Annotated in this window: 20 protein-coding genes; 10 read left to right on the top strand and 10 right to left on the bottom strand. The window is 64.2% G+C overall.

Annotated elements, in window-relative coordinates:
- Positions 1-26 precede the first annotated feature (26 nt).
- Positions 27-1085, top strand: a complete 1059-nt coding sequence (locus RQ479_RS21165; RefSeq protein WP_376702496.1) for a D-alanine:D-lactate ligase-like protein — start codon at positions 27-29, stop codon at positions 1083-1085.
- On the opposite strand, the gene RQ479_RS21160 is transcribed toward RQ479_RS21165, so the two are convergent.
- From RQ479_RS21160 to dnaK, 6 genes are all read right to left on the bottom strand, one after another.
- A complete protein-coding gene (locus tag RQ479_RS21160) occupies positions 1082-1369 on the bottom strand; it encodes a DUF1330 domain-containing protein (protein WP_376702495.1) in 288 nt (95 codons plus the stop codon). The two genes, RQ479_RS21165 and RQ479_RS21160, sit on opposite strands and share 4 nt — an antisense overlap.
- 27 nt (positions 1370-1396) lie before the next feature.
- Positions 1397-2110 carry an orotidine-5'-phosphate decarboxylase gene (gene pyrF / locus RQ479_RS21155; RefSeq protein WP_376702494.1) on the bottom strand — a complete coding sequence of 238 codons (714 nt, stop codon included), beginning with the start codon at positions 2108-2110 and terminating at the stop codon, positions 1397-1399.
- On the bottom strand, positions 2107-2703 hold the full coding sequence (locus RQ479_RS21150) for an NADPH-dependent FMN reductase (RefSeq protein ID WP_376702493.1): 597 nt from the start codon (positions 2701-2703) through the stop codon (positions 2107-2109). The genes pyrF and RQ479_RS21150 overlap by 4 nt, the downstream gene beginning before the upstream one ends.
- A gap of 60 nt (positions 2704-2763) precedes the next feature.
- The gene (gene pmtA / locus RQ479_RS21145) at positions 2764-3369 is read right to left on the bottom strand and encodes a phospholipid N-methyltransferase PmtA (protein ID WP_376702492.1); all 606 of its coding nucleotides are present in this window, start codon (positions 3367-3369) and stop codon (positions 2764-2766) included.
- 116 nt (positions 3370-3485) lie between these two features.
- Positions 3486-4616, bottom strand: coding sequence for a molecular chaperone DnaJ (gene dnaJ, locus RQ479_RS21140; protein ID WP_023679852.1), 1131 nt, complete (start codon positions 4614-4616; stop codon positions 3486-3488).
- 212 nt (positions 4617-4828) lie between these two features.
- Complete coding sequence (gene dnaK, locus RQ479_RS21135) at positions 4829-6745, bottom strand: molecular chaperone DnaK (RefSeq protein WP_376702491.1); 1917 nt, start codon at positions 6743-6745, stop codon at positions 4829-4831.
- 567 nt (positions 6746-7312) lie between these two features.
- Here dnaK and RQ479_RS21130 point away from each other — a divergent pair.
- The 4 genes from RQ479_RS21130 (at position 7313) to RQ479_RS21115 (ending at position 15539) form a co-directional block, all read left to right on the top strand.
- A complete protein-coding gene (locus RQ479_RS21130) occupies positions 7313-9289 on the top strand; it encodes a hypothetical protein (RefSeq protein WP_376702490.1) in 1977 nt (658 codons plus the stop codon).
- 10 nt (positions 9290-9299) lie between these two features.
- Complete coding sequence (locus RQ479_RS21125; protein WP_376702489.1) at positions 9300-13082, top strand: hypothetical protein; 3783 nt, start codon at positions 9300-9302, stop codon at positions 13080-13082.
- 218 nt (positions 13083-13300) lie between these two features.
- Positions 13301-13978, top strand: coding sequence for a ribulose-phosphate 3-epimerase (gene rpe, locus RQ479_RS21120; protein WP_376702488.1), 678 nt, complete (start codon positions 13301-13303; stop codon positions 13976-13978).
- Between the two features lie 40 nt (positions 13979-14018).
- Positions 14019-15539: a malonyl-CoA synthase gene (locus tag RQ479_RS21115; RefSeq protein ID WP_376702487.1), complete on the top strand. Its 1521-nt coding sequence runs from the start codon at positions 14019-14021 to the stop codon at positions 15537-15539.
- Here RQ479_RS21115 and nagA read toward each other — a convergent pair.
- From nagA to RQ479_RS21095, 4 genes are read right to left on the bottom strand one after another with little or no spacing between them, the layout of a single operon-like run.
- A complete protein-coding gene (gene nagA / locus RQ479_RS21110) occupies positions 15536-16714 on the bottom strand; it encodes an N-acetylglucosamine-6-phosphate deacetylase (protein ID WP_376702486.1) in 1179 nt (392 codons plus the stop codon). The genes RQ479_RS21115 and nagA overlap by 4 nt on opposite strands.
- Positions 16711-17742, bottom strand: coding sequence for an SIS domain-containing protein (locus RQ479_RS21105; RefSeq protein ID WP_376702485.1), 1032 nt, complete (start codon positions 17740-17742; stop codon positions 16711-16713). Before RQ479_RS21105 ends, nagA begins: the two co-directional genes overlap by 4 nt.
- Positions 17739-18521, bottom strand: a complete 783-nt coding sequence (locus RQ479_RS21100; RefSeq protein WP_023679844.1) for a GntR family transcriptional regulator — start codon at positions 18519-18521, stop codon at positions 17739-17741. Before RQ479_RS21100 ends, RQ479_RS21105 begins: the two co-directional genes overlap by 4 nt.
- Positions 18518-19399 (bottom strand): BadF/BadG/BcrA/BcrD ATPase family protein, encoded by an 882-nt coding sequence (locus RQ479_RS21095; protein WP_376702484.1) that lies wholly within the window; start codon positions 19397-19399, stop codon positions 18518-18520. The genes RQ479_RS21100 and RQ479_RS21095 overlap by 4 nt, the downstream gene beginning before the upstream one ends.
- 198 nt (positions 19400-19597) lie before the next feature.
- Here RQ479_RS21095 and RQ479_RS21090 point away from each other — a divergent pair, with 198 nt between their 5' ends.
- From RQ479_RS21090 to RQ479_RS21070, 5 genes are all read left to right on the top strand, one after another.
- Entirely contained in the window at positions 19598-20557 is a 960-nt protein-coding gene (locus RQ479_RS21090) for an N-acetylmuramic acid 6-phosphate etherase (protein ID WP_376702483.1), read from the top strand.
- A gap of 2 nt (positions 20558-20559) precedes the next feature.
- Positions 20560-21819, top strand: coding sequence for an ABC transporter substrate-binding protein (locus RQ479_RS21085; RefSeq protein WP_352716177.1), 1260 nt, complete (start codon positions 20560-20562; stop codon positions 21817-21819).
- Between the two features lie 239 nt (positions 21820-22058).
- Entirely contained in the window at positions 22059-22982 is a 924-nt protein-coding gene (locus RQ479_RS21080) for a carbohydrate ABC transporter permease (protein WP_023718922.1), read from the top strand.
- A gap of 12 nt (positions 22983-22994) precedes the next feature.
- Complete coding sequence (locus tag RQ479_RS21075; protein WP_376702482.1) at positions 22995-23834, top strand: carbohydrate ABC transporter permease; 840 nt, start codon at positions 22995-22997, stop codon at positions 23832-23834.
- Positions 23831-24892 carry a Gfo/Idh/MocA family protein gene (locus RQ479_RS21070; protein WP_376702481.1) on the top strand — a complete coding sequence of 354 codons (1062 nt, stop codon included), beginning with the start codon at positions 23831-23833 and terminating at the stop codon, positions 24890-24892. Before RQ479_RS21075 ends, RQ479_RS21070 begins: the two co-directional genes overlap by 4 nt.
- Positions 24893-24898: the final 6 nt, after the last annotated feature.

The raw sequence follows: 24898 nt of genomic DNA, 5'->3' as shown, positions 1-24898 counted from the left end.
TCGTGCCGCCAGGAGCCGTCCCACCCATGTCGACCCGCAAGCCGAAACTGATCCTGGTTTATGAGCCGGAAAAGGCCTGCTTCGATCGGCTGGTCGCCGATAACCACGTGCCGAAGCGCGCCGCCGAAATCGCCTCCTATCTGGCGCAATCGACCGACATCGCTGCTGAATTCGACGCACTTGCCATCGCTTGCCAGACGCGCGGCCTGTCGTTCGCCCCACTGGCGCTCGACGATGCCGTGACCGTTCTCGCCAGCGAAGTTCCGAAGACCACGCTTGTCTGGACGCTGACCGACGGCATCGCCTATTTCCGTGGCGGCGCGGCACCGGCTCTGGCGCGGCTGAACGGCCTGAAGACGATCGGCGCCGACGATGCGCTTTTCGCGCTCTGTCAGGACAAGTTCCGTTCGGGCGCCGTGCTCGGCGCGCTCGGCCTGCCGGTGCCGCAGGCGGGGTTTGCCCGTGACGGCGCCTGGCTGGTCGCGCCACCGGCCTCGCCCGCCGGCTGGTTCGTCAAGCCGAACCGGCTCGGCGCCAAGATCGGCATCTGGCCGGATTCGCGCTGCGACGATCTCGGCCGTGCGCTGGAGCTTAGCCGGCGCGTCTTCGCCGCCTATCGCGACGATGTCGTGGTCCAGCCCTATGTCGCCGGGCGCAACGCGCGGGCCAGTTTTCTCGGATTGAAGCCGGATACCGGCGTCGAGGCGTTGGGCATCGCCTTTGTCGATTCAGGCGACGATTTCCAGACCATGCAGGACAGCCTGGCGCTTTACGGCGATACCGGCGCAGTGGCGAAAGCGTCGGGAACATACACAGAGCCGGCGCTGCTGCCGATCGCCGACAGCCAGCCTCGAGCGGATGCAACTATTCGCCGAATAGCCGGAAACCTGATGGTCGGGCTTGGCCTGCGGGACGTCTTTTCCATCGACTTCCGGGTCGAAGCCGACGACAGCGTGCACCTCATCGAGTTCGAGGTCTGCCCCGGTCTGCCCTGCTTCGATTTCCGCGATTACTGTCGCCGGCAATGGGGCCTGAGCCTCGCCGATGCGATGGCCGAGGCAGCGGCGAACCGGCTTCTCGCCTAAATCCCTTCGACCAGAACGATTTCGCCGTCAGCCACCTTCTGGCGGATTGCGATGGCGCGCTGGTATTCGGGCGAGTGGTAGCAGTCATGCGCCGCCGCAAGCGACGGAAACTCGATGATCACGTTGCGGTCGCGGCCCGGCCCCTCTGCCTTCTCATGCGCGCCGCCGCGCGCCAGGAACTTGGCGCCGAAGCGGTCGAAGGCCAGCTTGGCAGCTGCGACATAGTCCTTGTAGCCTTCCGCATCGCGCACATCGACGCGGGCGATCCAGTATCCCTTGGGCATGGCTTTTCTCCGGGTTAATTCCTGGCGTCAGGCCGAGCGCATTTCATGCAGGATCGCTTCCGCCGCCGCCCGCCTGTCGGCCGCGCCGACGATCGGCCGGCCGACGACGAGATGGCTGGAGCCGTTGCGGATCGCCTGCGCCGGCGTCACCACGCGTTTCTGGTCGCCATGGTCGCTGCCCTTCGGCCGAATTCCCGGCGTCACCACGGCCAGGTCGGGGCCGACGATGCGGCGCACCGCCTCCGCTTCCTCGGCCGAGCAGACGATGCCGCCCATGCCGGCATGCAGCGCCTGCTCGGAGCGCCTCAGCACCAGCGTATGCGGATCATATTCATAGCCGGCGTCAATCACGTCCTGCTCGTCCATCGAGGTCAGCACAGTGACCCCTAGCAGGCAAAGGTCGCTGCCCTTCGCAGCCTCGACCGCCGCCTTCATCGTCTTCGGATAGGCATGGATGGTCAGCATGCTCACGCCCATTCTGACGATGTTGTCAACCCCCTTGGCTACCGCGTTGTCGATGTCGAGCAGCTTCATGTCGAGGAAGACCCTGGTGCCGCCGCTGGCCAGCTCGCGGGCGAAGTCGAGCCCACCGGCAAAGGCGAGCTGGTAGCCGATCTTGTAGAAGGAGACGATTCCGTCGAGCTCGCGCACCGCCTTCTCGGCCTCCTTCAGCGTCGGCAGGTCGAGGCCGACGATCAGCCTTTCCTGCATTGTGTCGGCATGCGCGGCGTCCGGGATCATGCCTCGATCCGCGTCGACAGCATGCGCGAGGTCTCGATCAGCGTGCGGCATAGGTGCTCCATCGATTGGTGTAGTCTCTCATCCCTGAAGTTGCCCTCGTCGTCGAAAGCGTTGCCCCCCTCCGGGACCGAACACTCCGGTGTCACCACCTCCATCCGGCAGCGCACCAGCACGGCGCGCAGATGGTTGATGCAGCGTATCCCGCCGAAGGGTCCGTTGGAAGACGAGCAGAGGCCGGCGACCTTGCCGGCAAGCGGCCTGAACGTCCGGCTGCCATCCTTGCGCAGCTGGCTCACCCAGTCGATGGTGTTCTTGAGCAGTGGCGGAATGGAGCCGTTATATTCGGGCGTCGCGATCAGCAGCCCGTCTTGGGCGGCGATCATCCGGCCGAGCTTGACGGCGTTTTCGGGAATGCTTTCGTCCTTTTCCAAATCCTGGTCGAGGATCGGCAGCGGATAGTCGGCGAGCGAGATGCGGGTCACCTCGGCGCCCTGCATGGCAAGTTCCTTCTGTGCCACGTCGGCGGTCCTGCCGCTATAGGCGCCGCTGCGCACCGAACCGGCGACGACGAGAATTTTCGGGATCACAGCCATGGGTCTGCCTTGTCACCCGATGGGTATAAGACAAGTGCTATTCAAACCCAACGCTTCAATTCATGCGGCCCCGCGTCGGTAGATCCAAAGCTGCGTCGGAGGAATGTTGCGGATGACGAAATGGAAATGCTCGACCGTATAGTTGCCGCGGCCCGGCGGGATCGGCGACAGCGGCCCGTAAGTCAGCTGCACGATCGGCCGGCCCGCCGGGATACGGTCGAGCAGGCTCTCGACATAGGCGATGCGCTGGGCGACAGGGAAATTGAGCAGCGGCACGCCCGATATCACAGAATCGAAGATCAGGTCGCGCTTGTCGCCAAGCGTCGCGTCGAGATTGAAGGCGTCGCCCTCGATGACGTTGACGCCTGGATAAAGCTGGCGCAGATGGCGCACGAAATCAGAGGAATATTCGACCGCGTAGAGATTCTCAGGCTTTATGCCCTGGGCGAGGATGGCGCGTGTGATGACGCCTGTACCGGGCCCGACCTCGAGCACCGGCAGGCCGGATGTCGGATCGACGATCGAGGCCATCTTGCCCGCGGTGATGGAACTGGTCGGGACGATCGAACCGACCGCCTTCGGCTTGTCGATCCAGCCCTTGAAGAACTTCAACTCGTCGTCGAACTTTTCTGCCAGCGTCTTTCGCAGTCCGGGACTACGCGTCATCGAAAGTCCTCCTCAACGCCCCCTCGCACGCTACTTAGCAGTTACGAGGTGCAAGACAAGGCGAATCCCCGGATAAGGTGTTGATGACGCTCGGGAAGCGTTTCCAGGGATCAGCTTCAGTGCTCGCCGAACGTTTCGAAAAAGTCCTTCATGCGTGCGAAAAATCCGCTCGACTGAGGCGAATTGTCCTTTGAGGAAAGCTGCTCGAATTCCTCCAGCAATTCGCGCTGACGGCGCGAAAGGTTCTGCGGCGTCTCAACCACGGTCTGGATGTAGAGGTCGCCGATGTTGGGCTGGCGCAGCACCGGCATGCCCTTGCCCTTGAGGCGGAACTGGCGACCGTTCTGGGTGCCTTCCGGCACCTTCACCTTCGTCTGGGTACCGTCCAGTGTCGTCACCTCGAACGAGCCGCCAAGCGCTGCCGTCGTCATCGAGATCGGCACCTTGCAATAAAGATCGGCGCCGTCGCGCTGGAAGAACTCGTGCGGCTTGACCGCGAGGAAGATATAGAGATCGCCCGACGGGCCGCCGCGCAGGCCGGCCTCGCCCTCATTGGCCAGCCGGATGCGGGTGCCGTCCTCAATGCCGGCAGGGATGTTTACCGACAGCGAGCGCTCCTCGGTGACACGGCCCTGGCCGGCGCATTTCGGGCACGGATCCTTGATGGTCTGGCCGCGCCCCTGGCATTGCGGGCAGGTGCGCTCGATCGAGAAGAAGCCTTGCGTGGCGCGCACCTTGCCGTGGCCGTTGCACATCGAGCAGGTCACTGGCTGGGTGCCCGGCTTGGCGCCGCTGCCCGAGCATTCCGAGCAGGAGATCGAGGCCGGCACGCGAATCTGCGCGGTCTTGCCGGAAAATGCCTCTTCCAGCGTGATTTCCATATTATAGCGCAGATCAGCGCCGCGCTCGCGGCCGCCGGATGAGCGGCGCTGGCGCCCGCCCATCATATCGCCGAAAATGTCCTCGAAAATGTCGGCGAAGCCGCCGGCGCCAAAGCCTTGCGCCCCGCCATTCATGCCGCCGTGCTCGAAGGCGGCGTGGCCGAAGCGATCATAGGCGGCGCGCTTCTGCGGGTCCTTCAGTGTCTCGTAGGCTTCGTTGATTTCCTTGAACTTGTGCTCGCAGGCATGGTCGCCTGGGTTGCGGTCGGGATGGAACTGCATGGCGAGCTTGCGAAAAGCGCTCTTGAGCTCCTTCTCGTCGGCGCCCTTTTGCACGCCCAGCGTTTCGTAAAAATCAGCTTTCATGTTCTCCCGCAGTCCGGATATTCAACGTCTTGAAGCATCGTTGCGTCGTTTGCCGGCACGCTGTTCCGATTTAGGTGTGATGGAGCCGGGATGCCAGTGTCTACGAGGCTTTGTCCGCATTTTTTCGGGCAGTTCCGCGTTTTTCCGGTAAAGGGTTGCAAAAAAGCCCGGCTGCGCGCCGGGCTTTTTCCTCACCTGTACCGTCAGGCGGTTCAGGCCGACTTCTTCTTCTCGTCGTCTTCGTCGATTTCCTCGAAATCGGCATCGACGACGTCACTGTCCTTGGCAGCATCAGCCTTGGCGTCGGCCTCGGCGGCTTCCTTCTGCGAAGCCTCATACATGGCCTGGCCGAGCTTCATCGAGACTTCGGCGAGCGTCTGCGTCTTGGCCTCGATCTCGGTCACGTCGTCGCCTTCGGCAGCGGTCTTCAGCGCCGCGATCGCATCGGCAATCGCCGTGCGGTCGGCCTCGGAAACCTTCCCGCCATATTCCTTCAGCGATTTCTCCGAGGAATGCACCAGCGCCTCGGCCTGGTTGCGGGCCTCGACCAGCGCGCGCCGCTTCTTGTCGGCTTCGGCATTGGCCTCGGCGTCCTTGACCATCTTCTCGATGTCGGCGTCCGAAAGGCCGCCGGACGCCTGGATGCGGATCTGGTGCTCCTTGCCGGTGCCCTTGTCCTTGGCCGAGACGTTGACGATGCCGTTGGCGTCGATGTCGAAGGTGACCTCGATCTGCGGCACGCCGCGCGGCGCAGGCGGGATGCCGACCAGATCGAACTGGCCGAGCGCCTTGTTGTCGGCGGCCATTTCACGCTCGCCCTGGAAGACGCGGATGGTCACCGCCGACTGCGAATCCTCGGCCGTGGAGAACACCTGGCTCTTCTTCGTCGGAATCGTCGTGTTGCGTTCGATCAGCCGCGTGAACACGCCGCCCAGCGTCTCGATGCCGAGCGACAGCGGCGTCACGTCGAGCAGCAGCACGTCCTTGACGTCGCCCTGCAGCACGCCGGCCTGGATAGCGGCGCCCAACGCGACGACCTCATCCGGGTTGACGCCCTTGTGCGGCTCCTTGCCGAAGAACTGTTTCACGATCTCCTGAATCTTGGGCATGCGGGTCATGCCACCGACCAGGACGACTTCGTCGATTTCGCCGGCCTTCAGGCCGGCATCCTTGAGCGCGGCTTTGCAGGGATCGATCGTGCGCTGGACGAGATCCTCGACCAGGCTCTCGAACTTCGCCCGCGTCAGCTTCAGCGTCAGGTGCTTGGGGCCGGTGGCATCGGCGGTGATGAAGGGCAGGTTGATCTCGGTCTGCGTGGTGGACGACAGCTCGATCTTGGCCTTTTCAGCCGCTTCCTTGAGGCGCTGAAGGGCGAGCTTGTCGTTCCGCAGGTCGATGCCCTGTTCCTTCTTGAACTCGGCCGCCAGATATTCGACCAGACGCATGTCGAAATCCTCGCCGCCGAGGAAGGTGTCGCCATTGGTCGACTTCACTTCGAACACGCCGTCGCCGATTTCGAGCACCGAAATGTCAAACGTGCCGCCGCCAAGGTCATAGACGGCAATCGTCTTGCCTTCCTTCTTGTCGAGACCATAGGCAAGCGCGGCCGCTGTCGGCTCGTTGATGATGCGCAGCACTTCGAGGCCGGCGATCTTGCCGGCATCCTTGGTCGCCTGGCGCTGGGCGTCGTTGAAATAGGCCGGAACGGTGATGACCGCCTTCTCGACCTTCTCGCCGAGATAGGCCTCCGCCGTTTCCTTCATCTTCTGCAGGATCATCGCCGAGATCTGGCTGGGCGACTGCTTCTTGCCGCCGGCCTCGACCCAGGCGTCGCCATTGTCGCCCTTGACGATCTTGTAGGGGACAAGCTTCTTGTCCTTCTCCGTCACCGGATCGTCGTAGCGGCGGCCGATCAGGCGCTTGACCGCGAAAATGGTGTTTTCAGGATTGGTAACCGCCTGGCGCTTGGCCGGCTGGCCGACGAGGCGCTCGCCGTCGCTGTTGATGGCGACGATGGAAGGGGTCGTGCGCGCGCCTTCCGCATTCTCAATGACCTTGGATTCCTTGCCATCCATGATGGCGACACAGGAGTTGGTTGTTCCCAGATCGATACCGATTACTTTTGCCATTGTTCTAATCTCTCCGCTAAGCAGGCTCTCAGGACCCGTACAGGCGTTCCGACGAAAGCCCCTGTTCACAAGAAATTCCGCTCCGGCAACCGGCATTCGGCGCTGGACGGCTTGGCGCGTATATAAGAACACGCTGCGTGGCGCGCAAGCATTCTGCGCAAGGCGTTCACCATTCATCGCGGTTGATCCGATTCGGGACCGGCAGGCCCGTATTTTCCGGCGATGACCCGGCCCGGCCCCCGGCCCATGAACCTTTCCGCCTCACCCCGCGACTGACGCTCAGGTGCCGCGTGGTGCGGCCCCGGAAAGGAAAGCCCCATGACCACAGATCCAGAGGCTCCATGGTCTCCGGGAACAGCAGGAGCTCAGCGCGACCATCGCCTTCGGGACCGGGTCGATGCGCTGGGCTTTTCGCTGGTTCCGTTGACCCTGCGCGGACGCAGGCGTATCGTGACGTTGAGGAAAGCAGACAATTCGATCAGGGATGAACGTGCCGGAACGCCGCGCCTTGCCCTGATTTGCGCGCCGGGACCGGATGTTTCTCCCATGACCTGTGGGGGGAGATCCATGTCTTGCGACCACGGCGCGTTCGTGCGCTCTCGTGCCGGCCGTTTGCGCCGCGCCATCCAGGCTGCCAGCGGCCAGGCTGCCAGCGGATTGTCGATCTTGGCGCTCGCCGCTGGGCTCTGGCTCGGCGGCTCGGCCCAGGCTCAGGAAACCCAGATCATCTATCCCGGCTCGATGGCAGTGACCGGATTCTCCGGCACCATCATTCCCAATTTCGAGGAAGGCCTGCCGCCGGGCGTCGATCCCGTCGACGAAACCTTCATCGACACGGCGCGCGCGACCTTGCGCGTCTTCGACGTCTCAAGGCTGGGCGGGCCGGCGTCTGGCCAATTGGTCTTCACCCCGCCACCGTTCGAGGTCACGGCCGGACAAATCGGCCAGGTGTTCGGCATCGCCTATGACGACGGCGTGCGCGACGGCGTTCCCTCGGCCATTCCAAACCTCTATGCCGGCGCCACGTCGCTGCACGGCATCCGCATCGTCACACCAGACGGCGACGCCGACGGCCGGCCGGAGCGGCAGCGCCGCGGCACGGCTGACGCGGTCTTCATGGACGGCCAGTTCGGCACCGAAAACGGCGGCGGCCCCGGAACGATCTGGAAGATCGACGGCATCACCGGCGCCGTCTCGAAATTCGCCGATATCGACGCCAACAGCGGTCCCGGCATCGGCGACGTCACTTTCGACAATATCCACCGCCAGTTCTTCGCCAGCGATCTCGACACCGGCCTCATCCACCGCATCGACGCCAATGGCGCGCTGCTCGACACGTTCGACCACGGCATAGCCGGCCGCCCGGCGCACGGGCTTGCCGCCCTTGCCGACGACGGCTCGGTGATGGACATCCAGGGTGCTGCCTTCGATAGCGAGGATCCCGATAGCTGGGGCTACACGCAGGACGAGCGCCGCGTCTGGTCGATCGCCTATCGTGGCGGCCGGCTCTATTATTCGGTCGGGGAAAAGGCGGAGATCTGGTCGGTGGGCATTGCCGGCGACGGCAGTTTCGCCGGCGACCCGCGCTGGGAACTGACGGTCAAGGCCGACAAGGATTACGCCGTCACCGACATCGCCTTCGATAACAAGGGCTTCATGTATCTGGCCCAGCGCGGCCCGGTGGAGAACCGCTACGACTACAGCCAGTTCGCCGATTCCGGCAAGGGTGAGGTCCTCCGCTACTGGCGCGAAAATCCGGACGATCCGGCGACGGAATCGGCCTGGGTGGAAGTGCCGCAGGAATATGCGGTCGGCTTCCCGCAAGACAACCGGCAGTCGGCCGGCGGCCTCGACCTGCAATATGGCTACGATGCCGAAGGCAATCTCGATACCGGCGTCTGCACCGACACGCTGGTCGACACCGGCGACAAGTTGCGCGACAACCCGGAGTTCGCCGAACGGCTCGCTGACGGCGGGCCGCTCGCCGTGCACGGCGTGCAGATCACGCCGACGGCGCTGGTCAAGCCGGCCAACGTGCCGCCTTTCGGCTCGTGGTTCGTCGACTTCGACACTTATTTCGAAGACCCGGAAGTCGAGGGCCATGTCGGCGACGTCGAGGTCTGGCGCCCCTGCGAAGGCCGTGCCGGTTATTATGAGCAGGTGCCGGGCGGCTATCTGCCTCCGTTCTATCCGCCGGACTTCCCGCCTCCCGGCAATCTGCCTCCTTGCCTCGATGTCGAGGATGTCAGGTATTTCTGCACGCCCTCCGGCCTCGAGGCCGATCTCTATCTCCATGACCATGCCGGCTTCGGCGGCGATTCGATCAAGGCTCTGTCCAGGACGCCTGGCGTCGGGGTGACTTCACCCCTGTCGCATGCGCCCGGCGCGCCATTCACGATCGGCATCACCGGCCATTATCCTGGCGACAGGGTCGATGTCGGGCTCTGCTTCTACAGGCAGTCCGACCGCGACAAGGGTGGCTACTACCCTTGCTGCAAGATGACCTTGCCGCTCAGAACCCCAGCCGTCAGCTGCGAACCGTGAGGAAGGGAAGATGAGCAATCTTGCACTTTTCCCGCCTGCGACGAGCAGACAATCAACCGGCAAACAATCATTCGTCATGGAGACCATCATGAAACCCCTGTCACACGCCAGGCGCGGCGCGCGCTGGCTGATGGCGGCCGGTATCGCGGTCGCCATGCTGAGTCCGCTGCAGGGCTTCGCTGAAGACCTTGCTCCGGCCAAGACCAAGCCTGCCGATGCGGTCACTGTCATTCCCGATACCAAGCTCGATTTCGACAATCCTCGTATCGTCAATCCGGAGCCGGGCCGGATCGTGCCCTTCTTCACCAAGAAAGGCACCCAGCGAGGCTGCGACTATGTCGTATATTCGCTGAGCTTTGGCTTGCGCGGCAATCCGCAGGGTTTTGCCAGCCCGGGCCTCGCGGCCATGCTGAAAAAGGTCAGGCTCGATTTCAGGGACCAGCTCCCGCACGGCCTGCGCATCGTCGGCGTACATGTGACCGGCGACGGCACCGATGCGTCCGGCGGACCGCTGCCCGGCGCTACGATCAGCAGTTCGGCTGGCCCGGACGATACGGCGACGGTGTCCGATTTCCGGATTTCAGCCAGCGACCTCGACGGCATCGGCGCTGCGAACGAGCGCGTCATCACCTTCCAGATCACCGCCAAGATTGACCATGCGGAGTTTCCGTCACCGGCGATCGTTAACAACCAGGGCATGGTCAAGGTGAGCCGCGAACGCGGCGCCGGCATCGAAATCCCGTCGCAGGACCCGGGCAAGCCGGACGACGGCAATTACCGCACGGGTGCAAAGACCTCGATCAAGATCGACGTCACCAGGTGCAACCCGCCGCCTCCACCTCCCGGCAAGGAATGCTTCAAGGTGGAGCGCGGCACGGTCGATTGCGTGCCCGGCGGCGGCGCCTTCATCTACCACATGCCGGTCGGCCCAGAGATGGCTGGCAAATGGGTGCAGCTTTCGACGACGACACCCGGCATCACCATCATTCCCGACACGCAATTGGTGCCGGCGGGCGGCGGTGTGCTCAATTGGAAGATCGTCGGCGCTTCACCTGGCGACGTCATCCACATCATCGTCACCGGTATCGAAACCTATGCCGGCCCGAAGGAGGGCTGGGGTCTGTGCTGCACGCAAACGATCGATATCGTCATCCCGCGAGACCAGAGGTGTCCGCCGAAGGACAAGGAACCGGATCTGAAAGTCGAAAAGCGCGCCGACGTGCAACGTTGCACGATGGGCGGCGGCTGCGACTTCACCATCAGGGTCACCAATGTCGGCGATGCACCCTGCCACGGCAAGATCGTGCTCGACGAAGTCACCCTGCCGGCCGGCTCCACCCTCGATTCAGGGCCGAACTCGCCCTGGGTCTGCGCGCCTGGAACCACCCCGATGATTTGCACTCATCCGGTGACCACGCTCAATCCGGGTGCCTCTGTCGACCTCGAGCTCGGCTTCAAGCCGGCCGCAGGCTGGCGAGGCAGTGTCTTGCGCAATTGCGCCACTTACAATTACGGCGCCAGCGGCAAGCCGCTTTTCGGCAGCCAGCAAAACGATCGCGGCTGTGCTTCGATCCCAATCTGCCGGCGTGGCGATCGTGACCGCGACTGCCGGCCGCCGGTGGAGAAGAAGGTCGACCTGATCCTGAAGAAGCGCGCCCGCACCGAATTCTGTTCGGCCGATGGCGTCTGCACCTTCGTGATCGACATCATCAACAATGGCAGCGTCCCCTATAATGGGCCGCTGACGGTCGTCGATACCTATCCGGGCGGCGTGCCGGCATCCTCGACCTTCGGCCCGACGCCGCCATGGACGTGCGGGCCGAACGGCCCCGGCAAGTTCCGCTGCGACAATGCCGGCATCGTGCTGTTGCCTGGCGCCTCCACGCCGATCTTCGTCAGGGCGGTGATGCCGGCCAACTACCGGCCCGACAGTGTCGAGAACTGCGCCGAGGTGAAGGCTATTCCCGGTGAGAACGACATCACCAACAACAGGGCCTGCGCCAAGGAACGCATCCGTCATCCGAATGGCGGGCAGCCGGCCCTGCGCATCACCAAGGTGTGCAATGGTTCGCTGGCCGGCGCTGCGGTCGTTTCCTGCCGCATTACCGTCATCAGCCTCGGCACCACTGCCCCGACCGGTCCGGTGCGGGTCAACGATGCCGCGACGCTGATAGCCGGTGGAGCGCCGGTCCAGATCCAGACCGTCACCCCAGACGGTGCGGAATGGGCTTGCGGACCGGTTCCGGCCAACACACTGTCCTGCCAGATTCCCGGCGCTGTTATGACGCCTGGAACCAGCCGCCATTTCGACGTGACGGTTGCCGCGAACGGCGAATTCGAAAACTGCGCACGCGGCTCCTACGGCCCGGCTCCGGGAGACGACATCGTCTATCCGATCGGCCAGGCCTGCGCCAAGGGCGGCGGCGCCTCGACCATCCGCGTCGAGAAGACCGGCGACCCCGAGTGCAAGCCCGGCCAGCCCTGCTCGTTCGAGATCACCATCACGAACGATGGCGCGAGCGCCTTCTCCGGCCCGGTTCGCATCGGCGATGCCATCGGCGTCGAAGGCCTCGGCCGGCTGGAGGGCGTTGCGATCACCTCGATCGATCCGCCCTTCGGCTGCTCGCCGGAGCCGGCAACCTTGCCGCTATCCTGCATCGCCAACTTGACGCTCGGCGCCGGGGAAAGCCACGTGCACAATGTGACCGTGACCATTCCCGACGACGGCCGCCTGGCCAATCTGCAGGGCACCGTCAACGGCCAGAACTGCATCGGCGTGCTGTCTCCCAACACGCCGGTGCAAGGCGGTGGCGACGTGTTGTCCCGCGGTGCGGCCAACGTGCAGGGCGATCGCGGCAAGGCCTATGCCTGTCATCCCTTCGCCATCAGGAATGAGGTGAAGAAGGAATGCTCGGCAGGCTTCGTCATGAACGACGCCGGCAACTGCGTCTGCCCGCCAGGCACGACCTTCCGCAATGGCCAATGCTCGTCCGGCGGCGGCACGGTCATCGTGCCGAAGCCAAAGCCTTGCGTTCTGCTCAGAGGCCAGATCCGTACCGAAGACGGACGCTGCGTCTGCCCGCGCGGAACCGAACTGGAAAACGGCGCTTGCGTGGGGAACGAGCCGAAGCCCGAGCAGTGCACGATCCGTGGCCAGATCCACGACGCCGGTGGCGATTGCGTCTGCCCGCGGGGCACCGAAGTCAGAGGCAATGCCTGCCGGCCAATCCAGCCGAAGCCCGAGCAGTGCACCATCCGCGGTCAGATCCACGACGCTGCCGGCGATTGCGTCTGCCCGCGGGGCACCGAAGTCAGAGGCAATGCCTGCCGGCCAATCCAGCCGAAACCCGAGCAGTGCACGATCCGCGGTCAGATCCACAACGCCGCTGGTGATTGTGTCTGCCCGCGGGGCACGGAAGTCAGGGGTAGTGCCTGCCGGCCAGTCCAGCCGAAGCCGGAGCAGTGCACCATCCGCGGCCAGATCCACGACGCCGAGGGCAATTGCGTCTGCCCGAAAGGCACGGAAGTGCAAGGCAATGCCTGCAGGCGCAAGAAGCCTGTTGTGGTGGAGTGCCCGATACCTGGTCAGATCCACAACAAGCGGGGCGTCTGCGTCTGCCCGCGCGGGACAGAGCTGCGCGACGGCGCCTGCCGCAAACCACGGCTGGAATGCGCACCGGGCGCGCGGCCGATCAATGGTCAGTGCCAGCCGATCCGCAACCCGAACCTGTTGCTGAATCCAAAGGTTCTTCAGCAGGTCGTGCCGAGGCGCAAGCCGCAGCTCGAGCAATAGGATCGCGCGCGGAATTTCAAACGGTGATGGTTCGCGTCACCCAAACCCGCCGGAGCGATCCGGCGGGTTTTTTCTTTGGCGGCAGATGAGAAGGCAGCGCAAACCTGAAGCCGCTGCTCGGCGGAAGGACAAACCGGCTTCCACTTTCCGGACTCATGGTCTAGGCAGTCGATACAGACAGAGGGTCCGTAAACCGGGGCGTTCGGGAAGGCCGCATCATGAGCAAAAAAACCCTGATCGCGCCATCGGTGCTGGCTTCCGATTTCTCGAAGCTCGGCGACGAGGTCGAGGCGGTGGCCGCCGCCGGCGCCGACTGGATACATCTCGACGTCATGGACGGGCATTTCGTCCCCAACATCACCTTCGGGCCGCCGGTGATCAAGGCGATCCGCAACCGCACCAAGGCGTTTTTCGACTGCCATCTGATGATCGCGCCGGCCGATCCGTATCTGGAGGCCTTCGCCGAGGCCGGCTGCGACGGCATCACGGTGCACGCCGAAGCCGGACCGCATCTCGACCGCTCGCTGCAGACGATCAAAAACCTCGGCAAGAAGGCCGGCGTGTCGCTCAACCCGGCGACACCGGAGACGATGATCGAATACGTGCTCGACCGGCTTGATCTGATCCTGATCATGACGGTCAATCCGGGGTTCGGCGGCCAGGCCTTCATTCCAGCGATCGTCGATAAGGTGAAGCGGGTGAAGGCGCTGATCGGTGACAGGCCGATCCGGATCGAGATCGACGGCGGCATTTCGCCTGAAACTGCGCCCCTGGTCACCGCCGCCGGCGCCAGCGTGCTGGTCGCCGGTGCGGCCATTTTCAAGGGCGGCAGCGTCGAGGCCTACCGGGAAAATATCGAGGCAATCAGGGCGGCGGCGGACAAGGCGGCCGGCTGACCGCTGCCGTCCGGCCCGGAAACCGCCGCTCGGGGGACTTATGAGCAACCATCTGTTCGATGCTTTCCGTGCCCGGATGCCCGCGCCCGAACGCCTTTTGATGGAGACAGAGGATGGGCGCTCGATCAGCTATGGCGAGACGCTGGCGCGCTCCGCTCAACTGGCGCATGCGCTGTCGCAGCTGGGCGTCGAAGCCGGCGACCGCGTCGCCGTTCAGGTCGAGAAGAGCCCGGAGGCCATTTTCCTTTATCTCGCCTGCCTGCGTGCCGGCGCGATCTTCCTGCCGCTCAATACCGCCTATACGCTCACCGAGCTCGACTATTTCTTTCGCGATGCCGAGCCGCGACTGGTCGTCTGCGACCCGGCGCGAGTGACCGAGATCGGCGCTTTGGCACAGGCCTCGGGCGCTGCGGTCGCGACACTCGGCAGCAAGGGTGAGGGTTCGTTGACCGACCGCGCCTCTGAGGCGGCCGTGGACTTCCACGATGTGGCGCGCGGACCAGACGACCTTGCTGCGATCCTCTACACGTCCGGCACCACCGGCCGTTCGAAAGGCGCCATGCTCAGCCACGAAAACCTTGCCTCGAATGCGCGGGTGCTGGTCGACCTCTGGCGCTTCACTGCCGCAGACGTGCTGATTCACGCGCTGCCGGTTTTCCACACGCATGGCCTTTTCGTCGCCACGAATGTCGTCCTGATGGCCGGCGCCTCGATGCTGTTCGAAACTAAATTCGACCCGGCCCGCATCGTCTCGCTGCTGCCGTGCGCCACCGTCCTGATGGGCGTGCCGACATTCTACGTCCGCCTGCTGCAGCAGGACGGTTTGAACCGGCAAGCGGCGAAAAACATCCGCCTGTTCATTTCCGGCTCGGCGCCGCTTTTGGCCGAGACGCACAGAGCCTGGCGAGAGCGCACCGGCCACGCCATCCTCGAGCGCTACGGCATGACCGAGACCAACATGAACACGTCGAACCCTTATGATGGCGAGCGGCGTGCCGGCACGGTCGGGTTTCCCCTGCCCGGCGTTTCCCTGCGCATCGCCGATCCCGATGGCGAAACACTTGCCCGGGGCGAGGTCGGCATGATCGAGGTCAAGGGCCCGAACGTCTTTTGCGGCTACTGGCATATGCCGGAAAAGACCAGGGCTGAATTCCGTGACGACGGTTTCTTCATCACCGGCGATCTCGGGCTGATCGATCCCGACGGCTATGTCCACATCGTCGGCCGCGGCAAGGACCTGATCATTTCCGGCGGCTACAATATCTATCCAAAGGAAGTCGAGAGCGAGATCGACGCGCTGTCTGGCGTCGCCGAAAGCGCTGTCATCGGCGTTGCCCATCCGGATTTCGGCGAAGGCGTCACCGCTATCGTGGTGAGGACGCCGGGCTCGGCCATCAGCGCCGCAGGGATCGTAGAGGCCATCGCCGGGCGCCTCGCCAGGTACAAGCATCCGAAACGGGTGATCTTCGTGGACGAACTGCCGCGCAACACAATGGGCAAGGTGCAGAAGAACCTGCTGCGCGAAACCTACAAGGACCTCTATACGTCCAAAGCCGGCTAAGCCGGAGGGATGGCGTTGGCTGCAAAAACCATGGCACCGTCGATCCAGACGCTTTTAATGTCCACATCGTCCGACAGCGAAACGATGTTGGCAGCAGTTCCCTTGGCGAAGCGCCCGAGCCGGTGCGACTGGCCGATCGCTTGCGCCGGATAGAGCGAGGCCATGCGCAAGGCTTCGTCGAGGCTGAGGCCGACGACGCGGTGCACGAAGCGCACCGCGGAAATCATGTCGAGATCCGCGCCCGCCAGCGTGCCGTCGGCAAGCGTCAGCCTGCCATCCTTGCGGTGGATGGTGCGGCCGTTCAGCGTAAACGAGGTCATGTCTGTGCCGATCGTCGCCATGGCGTCGGTGACGAGCAGGATCTTGCCCGGCCCCTGCTTGGCGCGCAAGGCGATGGCCATGGTGGCCGGATCGACGTGGATGCCGTCGGCGATGATGCCGGCATAGAATGTGCCGGTATCGATTGCCGCGCCCGCCAGCCCCGCCTCGCGATTGCCGATCTGGCTCATCGCATTGAACAGATGGGTGACCACCGTTGCGCCGGCCTCGGCAAAGGCGCGAGCCGCGGCATAGCCGGTATCGGAATGGCCGATGCTGACGACAATGCCGGCCTTGCTAAGCGCCGACACCTGGCCGGGCTCGACGGATTCGGGCGCCACCGTCGTCAGCAGCACAGGCACGGTTTTCCGCGCCACAATCAGCATCGCCTGGTCGAGGTCTAGCATCGGCCGGATCAGGGCCGGGTCATGCGCGCCCTTGCGGGCGATCGACAGATGCGGCCCTTCGAGATGCAGGCCCAGGAACCCCGGCACCTTCCTCCGTGCCGCCTCGGCTCCGGCCGCAACCGCCGCGGCGGTGATCTCGGATGTGTCGGTGATCAGCGTCGGCAACAGCGCCGTCGTGCCGAAGGGCGCGTGCGCCCGGCAGATGGTCTCGATCGAGGCGACGTCGGGATGGTCGTTGAGCATGACGCCGCCGCCGCCATTGACCTGCAGATCGACGAAGCCAGGCGCCAGCATGCCGCCGCCGGTCTCGATACGCGCAACACCGGGTGGAACGGCCCCGGCGGCAACGATGGCCTCAACGAGGCTGTCGCGCACGAGAAGCGCCGCATTGTCGTGCCAGTCGTCGCCATCGAAAATCCGGGCGCCAGTCAGGGCAAAGCGATCGGTCATAGGGTTTCGGTCACCTTGCGCAGATTGGGCGGCGTGTCGGGGTCGAGGCCGCGATGGCGGGCAAAAGCCTCGACGAAACCATAGAACGACACGATCAGCGTCAGCGGGTCGGTCAACGGATGACCGGTTGCGACATGCGGCAGCGGCCGCGCGCCCTTTGCCTTGTTCGACGTCACAAAGACGGCGGCGCCCTTGCCGGCCAGGCTGTCGGCGGCCTCGGCAACCGAAGGCTCGGAGGCGTCGCGAGCAGCCAGAGCCAGCACCGGGAAGCCGGGACCGACCAGCGCCAGCGGGCCGTGCATGACTTCGGCGGCACTATAGGCCTCGGCATGCATGGCGCAGGTTTCCTTGAATTTGAGCGCCGCCTCGTTGGCGATAGCCGCCGACGGGCCCCGGCCAAGGATGAACAGCGATTTCGGCGTCTCAAGTGCCCCGGCCAGCGCCATCCAGTCGCAAGCGATTGCCTTGCGAAAATGCTCCGGCAGGCGGGCGAGTGCTGCCAGGAGTTTGTCGTCGCCGGTGCAATGCGCCATCAAGGCGAGCCCTGCGACGGCCGAATTGACGAAGGTCTTCGTCGCCGCAACGCTGCGCTCCGGTCCGGCCAGGATGTCGATCGCGTAGTCGCAGGCGCGCGCCAGCGGCGAATCGGCGGTGTTGGTGATGGCGACGGTCAGCGAACCGCCGGCCCGCGCCGCTTGCGCCATTGCAACGATGTCCGGGCTCTTGCCGGACTGCGAGATCGCCAGGCAGGCCGAGCCGCCCAGCTTCAGCTTAGCGCCATAGATCGAGGCGATCGACGGGCCGACCGATGCAACCGCCAGGCCCGCGGTCAGCTCCACGGCATATTTCATGAAGGTCGCGGCATGGTCGGACGAGCCACGCGCCACTGTGACGATGAAATTCGGATCGCGCTCGCGAATACCGCGCCCGGCTTCCGTCAGCACCGCGGCCGAGCCGTCGAGCAGGCGGGCGGTGGCCTCCGGGATCTCCTCGATCTCGCGCCGCATATGGGTCGTTGTTGCGGTCATGGCCGGCCCTCTTCGCCCGGCCCGCTCAGCCGGAGTTCGGCGACAAAATCATAGGCGTCGCCCCTGTAAATGGAGCGGGTGAACTCGATCACCTTGCCGCTCGCCAGATAGGAGATACGCTCGATATGCAGGCCGGCAATGCCCGGCGGCACTTCCAGCAGATGCGCGTCGCCATCGCCGAGATTGGTGGCGGAAATGCGCTGCACCGCCCGCACCGGCCTGTTGCCGGTCTTTTCCAGCGCCGCGTAGAGCGACGAACCGATCGCCGCCGGATCGGGCAGCACGCTTGTCGATAGCGAGGCGCGCTCGATCGCCAGCGGCGTGTCGTTGGCGATGCGAAGGCGCGCGACGCGCGCCACCAATTCGTTCGACGCCAGGCCGAGCACCATCATCTCGTCGGGCGACGGCGGATAGAGGCCGCGGTCGAGCCAGGCCGAACGCACCGCCATGCCGCGCCGCGCCATGTCCTCGGTAAACGAGGTCAGCATCGACAGCGACTGCTCGACACGCTCCATGCGCGGCGCAACGAAGGTGCCGGAACCATGGCGCTGGACGAGGATGCCGCCCTTGACCAGGTCCTGCACCGCCTTGCGCACGGTGACGCGCGAAATGTCGGCCTTGCTGGCGATGTCGCGCTCGGACGGCAGCGCATCGCCCGGTCCGATCAGCCCGCGTTTGACCGCATCCTCGATGCTCTTCCTGAGCTGCAGATAGAGCGGCGCGCCGCTCTGCGACGATTGTTTAAGCGCCGCGAATATCTGGTCGGCGGCCTCACTCATCGCGCTGCCTCCGCCGCGGTCGCGAAAATCCGAACCGCCATCTGAACCGCGCCGCCCAGCGCGTTGTCGAGCGGCGGTTTCAGCAGCGCCCGGTAGCGGGCCGACAGGCGCGGCGCATAAAGCGGCGCCAGCCCGCCGAGCAGGCAGAGCGGATCGTCGCCGCCGAGGTCGAGCACGCCAAGTGCTGCCTCGACATCGGCGACCGCCTTGTCGAGGATCCAGATAGCGACGGTATCGCCCTTTTCGGCATGTTCGAACACCTTGGGCGCGAAGCCGCCGAAGTCTCCGGGCTTGGCGTTGGTGGTGAACTCGACCACATCCTCGGGATTGTTGCGGAAGATGGCGAGCATGGCCTCTGTCAGCGGCGATCCCTGGCGGATGCCATCATAGGCGAGCAGCGTCTGCTCGAGCAGGTCGCGGCCGATGCGAGCGCCGCTGCCCTGGTCGCCGACCTGGAACCCCCAGCCGCCGATGGCGCGCGACTTGCCTTGTTTGCGTGCCATATAGGCGGTGCCGGTGCCGAGGATGGCCATGGCGCCGTCGCCGGAGCCGACCGCGCCTTCCAGCGCGATCTCCGCGTCGGTCTCGACACGGCTGATGCGGAACGGCAGGATCGCTTCAAGCTGCTGCCTGTAGGTGCCGACATTGGCGCCGGCAAGGCCGAGAACGGCCGGAGTTTGCGGGATCAGTGCGGGATCTCTGCCCGCAGCGACAAAGGCCTGCTGCGCTGCGTCGACGATGTTTGTCCTGGCGCCGGTGAGATCGGTGCGGATGTTGGCGGCACCGCTTTTGGCGCGGCCGAGGAGGCTGCCGTCGGCCGTTGCAAGGGCCGCCCTGCAGCTGGTGCCGCCGCCATCGATGCCGAGCACGAATTTCACGCGATTTCTCCTCCGGGCGGATAATACCAATAAAATACCAATAGCCAAGGATTAATTTCTGTTTCAAAAAAGTAAGGCGTAGTTTGTTGGAAAATCAGTCGATTTCGTCCGCAAGCCTATCCCGGCGCAGGGATTTCATTAATGCGTGTGGACAAGTGGTATTTTTTTGGTATGGTTTTCTCGATTGGAGGAAAGCGGATGGCCGAAATGCGCACCGAAGCGCTTCACCAGAATGCCGAGGGACTGGATATCCAGGCCCCGGACGCCGTCCTTTCCTCTTTGGCCAACGCACAGATCGAGGCCGCCAAGGCTGTGCACGGCGCCATTCCTGCCATTGCCGCGGCAGCCGAAATCATCGCAAGCAGACTGAAAAGCGGCGGCAAGCTCGCCTATGCGGCTGCCGGCAGCTCGGGCCTGATGGCACTGGCCGATGCGCTGGAGCTGCCGGGCACTTTCGGCATCCAGCGCGACCGCATCGCCATCCTGATCGCCGGCGGCGAAGAGGCCTTCAAGACACTGGCCGGCGGGCCGGAGGACGACACCGAGGAAGCTTCGGCAGCGGTTGCCGCCGCCCGCATCGGCAAGGGCGACTGCCTGATCGCCGTCTCGGCCAGCGGCTCGACACCTTATGCAGTCAGGGCGATCGAGGACGCCAGGCGCCGCGGTGCGGCGACCATTGCCATCGCCAACAACCGGGATGCGCCGCTGCTGCGGCTGGCCGACATCGCCATCCTGCTCGAAACGCCGCCGGAGCTGATCGCCGGCTCGACGCGCATGGGCGCAGGCACCGCCCAGAAGATCGCGCTCAACATGCTGTCGACGCTGGCCGCCATCCATCTCGGCCATGTCCATGACGGCTACATGGTCAACCTCATGGCCGACAACATCAAGCTGCGCGACCGCGCGGCACGTATCGTTGCCGCCGTAAGCGGACGCGACAAGGACGAGGCGGCGCGCCTGCTCGAAAGGAGCGGCGGCGTCGTCAAGACTGCCATTCTGCTCGCCGCCGGCGCCGCCAGCGCCGATGCGGCCGAGAAGATACTGGAAGGGACTGGCCACAAGCTGCGGCCAGCCCTTTCCGCGATCGAGGGGAGCAAGGGGCGCAATGCCTCTGTTCTCATCAAAACCGAACCTGAAAAAGGTCAACAGGGAGACTGAGCATGACAACGAAGCTACTGACGGCACTTCTTCTCGGCACCAGCATTCTCGGCTCCGCCGGGGTGGCTTATGCCGACGACGTAACGCTCAACATCGAAAGCTGGCGCGGCGATGACCTTGCCATCTGGAAGGACAAGTTGATTCCGGCCTTCGAAGCCAAGAACCCGGGCATCAAGGTGGTGTTCGCGCCGTCGGCGCCGACCGAATATGACGCCGCCCTCGGCGCCAAACTCGCCGCCGGCTCGGCCGGCGACCTGATCACCTGCCGCCCGTTCGACAAGTCGCTGGAGCTTTTCAAGAAGGGCAACCTCGCCGATATCTCGACGCTGCCCGGCATGGAGAACTTCTCCGATGTTGCCAAGGCCGCCTGGCAGACCGACGACGGCAAGTCGAGCTTCTGCGTGCCGATGGCCTCGGTCATCCACGGCTTCATCTACAACAAGGACGCCTTCGACAAGCTCGGCATCAAGGTGCCGACGACCAATGAGGAGTTCTACGCCGCGCTGGACAAGATCAAGGCCGACGGCACCTACATCCCGATGGCGATGGGCACCAAGGACCTCTGGGAAGCGGCGACCATGGGCTACCAGAACATCGGCCCGAACTACTGGAAGGGCGAGGAAGGCCGCCTGGCGCTGATCAAGGGCGAGCAGAAGCTGACCGACCCGCAGTGGGTCGAGCCCTACAAGGAATTGGCCAAGTGGAAGGACTATCTCGGCGACGGCTTCGAGGCGCAGACCTATCCGGACAGCCAGAACCTGTTCACGCTCGGCCGCGCCGCCATCTACCCGGCCGGTTCGTGGGAAATCGGCCTGTTCAACACGCAGGCGCAGTTCAAGATGGGCGCGTTCCCGCCGCCGGTACAGAAGGCCGGCGACACCTGCTACATCTCCGACCACACCGACATCGGCATGGGCCTCAATGCGGCCTCGAAGAACGCGGATGCGGCCAAGACCTTCCTGTCCTGGGTGGCCTCGCCGGACTTCGCCACCATCTACGCCAACGCGCTGCCGGGCTTCTTCAGCCTGAACAACACCCCGGTGAAGATGGAAGACCCGCTGGCCCAGGAATTCGTCTCCTGGCGTGGCAAGTGCAAGTCGACGATCCGCTCGACCTACCAGATCCTGTCGCGCGGCACGCCGAACCTCGAGAACGAGACGTGGGTTGAATCGGCCAACGTCATCAACGGCACCGACACGCCGGAGGCTGCCGCCAAGAAGCTGCAGGACGGCCTCGACAGCTGGTACAAGCCGGCGAAGTAAGAGCGCGGCGAAGCGTTGTCTCCCCTCGAGGGGGAGATGTCGCCGAAGGCGACAGAGGGGGTCGGTCGAGGCAGGCCGCGGCTTGATCGTTGCTGAAAGGCGCGGTCGAACGACGATGGCGCGCTGCCTCTGCCGACCCCACCCGCCTCGCTTCGCGAGGCACCCCTCCCCTCGAGGGCGAGGGAGGCGCCGTGCCCTTTGACGGCAATCGCAAGACCTGATCGGCGGGGACTGAACGCATGGCCGCAGCACCGAAAAGACCGTTCCGCTGGCATATCGGCGTTTTCCTGGCGCCGGCGTTGCTGGTCTATACGGCGATCATGATCCTGCCGCTGGCCGGCACGCTGCAGCTTTCCTTGTTCCGCAACATCAACCAGTCGCAGGTGTTCGTCGGACTGGAAAACTTCCGCATGCTGTTCGGTGATCCCAACTGGTCAGTCAATTTCTGGAACGCGCTGCGGAACAATGTCTGGTTCTTCATAATCCACATGCTGGTGCAGAACCCGATCGGCGTCCTTTTGGCAGCACTTTTGTCCAGCCCCAGGCTGCGGTTTTCCGCCTTCTACCGCACGGCGATCTTCGTGCCGACGATCCTGTCCTTCGTCATCGTCGGGTTCGCCTGGAAGCTGATCCTGTCGCCGCTATGGGGCGTGGCGCCGCATATGATGGACCTTGTCGGCCTGAAAAGCCTGTTCACGCCCTGGCTCGGCAAGGCGCAATATGCGCTGACCGCGCTCAGCCTGATCTCGGTGTGGCAGTTCGTCGGCATCCCGATGATGCTGATCTACGCGGCACTGCTGTCCATCCCTGAAGAGGTGATCGAGGCCGCCGAATGCGATGGGATCACCGGGATGGCGCAGTTCTGGAAGATCAAGCTGCCGCTGATCCTGCCGTCGATCGGCATCATCTCGATCCTGACCTTCGTCGGCAATTTCAACGCTTTCGACCTGATCTACACCGCGCAAGGCGCGTTGGCCGGGCCGAACTATTCAACGGATATTCTCGGCACCTTCCTCTACCGCGCCTTCTTCGGCTTCCAGCTGCAGGTTGGCGACCCCAATATGGGCGCTGCGATCGCCACGATGATGTTCCTGATCATCCTCGGCGGCGTCTGCGTCTATCTGTTCCTCGTGCAGACGCGCTTGCGTCGCTACCAGTTTTAGGGGAGCGCGATCATGAGCACCGCAACCCGTTCGCTGCACCGCACCATCGGCGCGCATGCGATCCTTCTGACCTACACGGCGATCGCGCTGTTTCCGGTCATCCTCGTCATCATGAATTCGTTCAAATCACGTGCCGGTATCTTCGGCGCGCCGCTGACGCCGCCGACGCCAGGGACCTTCGACCTGATCGGCTACACCACGGTGATCGGTCAGGGCGACTTCATCCACTATTTCCAGAACAGCCTTGTCGTCACCGTCGCCTCGCTGTTATTCGTGCTTCTGTTCGGCGCCATGGCGGCTTTCGCGCTGTCCGAATACCGCTTTCGCGGCAATTCGCTGACGGGGCTTTATCTGGCGCTCGGCATCATGATTCCGATCCGCCTCGGCACCGTCGCCATCCTGCAGTTGATGGTGGCGAGCGGGCTGGTCAACACGCTGACGGCGCTGATCCTGGTCTACACGGCGCAGGGCCTGCCGCTCGCCGTCTTCATCCTGTCGGAATTCATGAAGCAGGTCTCCGATGACCTGAAGAATGCGGGCCGCATCGACGGCCTGTCCGAGTACACCATCTTCTTCCGGCTGGTGCTGCCGCTTGTGCGCCCATCGATGGCGACGGTGGCGGTCTTCACCATGATCCCGATCTGGAACGATCTATGGTTCCCGTTGATCCTGGCGCCGTCGGAGGAGACCAAGACAGTGACGCTCGGCGCGCAACTGTTCCTCGGCCAGTTCGTCACCAACTGGAACGCCATTCTGGCGGCACTTTCGCTGGCGATCATGCCGGTGCTGATCCTCTACGTCATTTTTTCGCGGCAGCTGATCCGCGGCATTACTTCGGGAGCGGTCAAGTGAGTTCGCACCAACCTCTTCGCGTTGTCGTCGCCGGTCTCGGCAATATGGGCCGCAGCCATGCGCTGGCCTATCACACCAATCCAGGCTTCGAGATCGCCGCGCTGGTCAACCGCTCCGATGTGCCGCTGCCGGAAGGGCTTTCGACCTACGGCATCCGGCGCTCCTTCGACGAGGCGCTGCGCGACGAACGGCCCGACGTCGCGTGCATCGCCACCTATTCCGACAGCCATGCCGACTATGCCGTCAAGGCATTCGAGGCCGGCTGCCATGTCTTCCTCGAAAAGCCGCTGGCAACGACGGTTGCCGATGCAGAACACGTCGTCGCAGCAGCCAAGGCCAACGGCAAGAAACTGGTGATCGGCTATATCCTGCGCCACCACCCGTCCTGGATCAGGCTGATCGCCGAGGCGCGGAAGCTCGGCGGCCCTTACGTGTTCCGCATGAACCTCAACCAGCAATCCTCCGGCCACACCTGGGAGACGCACAAGCAGCTGATGCAGACGACGTCGCCGATCGTCGATTGCGGCGTGCATTATCTCGACGTGATGCTGCAGATCACCGACGCCAGGCCGGTCGAGGTGCGCGGCATGGGACTGCGGCTGAGCGACGAGATTGCGCCGTCGATGTACAATTACGGGCACCTGCAGGTGCTGTTCGACGACGGTTCGGTCGGATGGTACGAGGCCGGCTGGGGGCCGATGATTTCGGAGACGGCTTTCTTCGTGAAAGACGTGATCTCGCCCAATGGCTGCGTGTCGATCGTCATGAAAGAGGGCGTCAGGTCCGACGACATCGATACCCACACCAAGACCTCGACCATCCGCCTGCACAGTGCGGCAACCGGAGTGGACGGCAAATTCGCCAAACCGGATGAGATGCTGTCGATGCAAGGCGAGCCCGGCCATCAGGACCTTTGCGACCTGGAACAGGCGTTTGTGCTGAAGGCGATCCGCGAGGATCTGGACTTGACCCGACACATGGACGACGCGGTGAAGTCGCTCGCCGTCTGCCTTGCCGCCGACGAGAGCGTGCGCAGCGGCCTCGCCGTGAAACTCTAGAACAGG

It is taken from the genome of Mesorhizobium sp. ISC25 (assembly GCF_042295465.1).
Classification (GTDB): Bacteria; Pseudomonadota; Alphaproteobacteria; order Rhizobiales; family Rhizobiaceae; genus Mesorhizobium.
This window is presented reverse-complemented; position numbering and strand designations above follow the sequence as displayed.

Excerpts from the sequence above, each read along its gene's own strand:
- RQ479_RS21165 (WP_376702496.1), top strand. The coding sequence starts at position 27 with ATGTCGACCCGCAAGCCGAAACTGATCCTGGTTTATGAGCCGGAAAAG.
- RQ479_RS21160 (WP_376702495.1), bottom strand. The coding sequence starts at position 1,369 with ATGCCCAAGGGATACTGGATCGCCCGCGTCGATGTGCGCGATGCGGAA.
- pyrF (WP_376702494.1), bottom strand. The coding sequence starts at position 2,110 with ATGATCCCGGACGCCGCGCATGCCGACACAATGCAGGAAAGGCTGATC.
- RQ479_RS21150 (WP_376702493.1), bottom strand. The coding sequence starts at position 2,703 with ATGGCTGTGATCCCGAAAATTCTCGTCGTCGCCGGTTCGGTGCGCAGC.
- pmtA (WP_376702492.1), bottom strand. The coding sequence starts at position 3,369 with ATGACGCGTAGTCCCGGACTGCGAAAGACGCTGGCAGAAAAGTTCGAC.
- dnaJ (WP_023679852.1), bottom strand. The coding sequence starts at position 4,616 with ATGAAAGCTGATTTTTACGAAACGCTGGGCGTGCAAAAGGGCGCCGAC.
- dnaK (WP_376702491.1), bottom strand. The coding sequence starts at position 6,745 with ATGGCAAAAGTAATCGGTATCGATCTGGGAACAACCAACTCCTGTGTC.
- RQ479_RS21130 (WP_376702490.1), top strand. The coding sequence starts at position 7,313 with ATGTCTTGCGACCACGGCGCGTTCGTGCGCTCTCGTGCCGGCCGTTTG.
- RQ479_RS21125 (WP_376702489.1), top strand. The coding sequence starts at position 9,300 with ATGAGCAATCTTGCACTTTTCCCGCCTGCGACGAGCAGACAATCAACC.
- rpe (WP_376702488.1), top strand. The coding sequence starts at position 13,301 with ATGAGCAAAAAAACCCTGATCGCGCCATCGGTGCTGGCTTCCGATTTC.
- RQ479_RS21115 (WP_376702487.1), top strand. The coding sequence starts at position 14,019 with ATGAGCAACCATCTGTTCGATGCTTTCCGTGCCCGGATGCCCGCGCCC.
- nagA (WP_376702486.1), bottom strand. The coding sequence starts at position 16,714 with ATGACCGATCGCTTTGCCCTGACTGGCGCCCGGATTTTCGATGGCGAC.
- RQ479_RS21105 (WP_376702485.1), bottom strand. The coding sequence starts at position 17,742 with ATGACCGCAACAACGACCCATATGCGGCGCGAGATCGAGGAGATCCCG.
- RQ479_RS21100 (WP_023679844.1), bottom strand. The coding sequence starts at position 18,521 with ATGAGTGAGGCCGCCGACCAGATATTCGCGGCGCTTAAACAATCGTCG.
- RQ479_RS21090 (WP_376702483.1), top strand. The coding sequence starts at position 19,598 with ATGGCCGAAATGCGCACCGAAGCGCTTCACCAGAATGCCGAGGGACTG.
- RQ479_RS21085 (WP_352716177.1), top strand. The coding sequence starts at position 20,560 with ATGACAACGAAGCTACTGACGGCACTTCTTCTCGGCACCAGCATTCTC.
- RQ479_RS21080 (WP_023718922.1), top strand. The coding sequence starts at position 22,059 with ATGGCCGCAGCACCGAAAAGACCGTTCCGCTGGCATATCGGCGTTTTC.
- RQ479_RS21075 (WP_376702482.1), top strand. The coding sequence starts at position 22,995 with ATGAGCACCGCAACCCGTTCGCTGCACCGCACCATCGGCGCGCATGCG.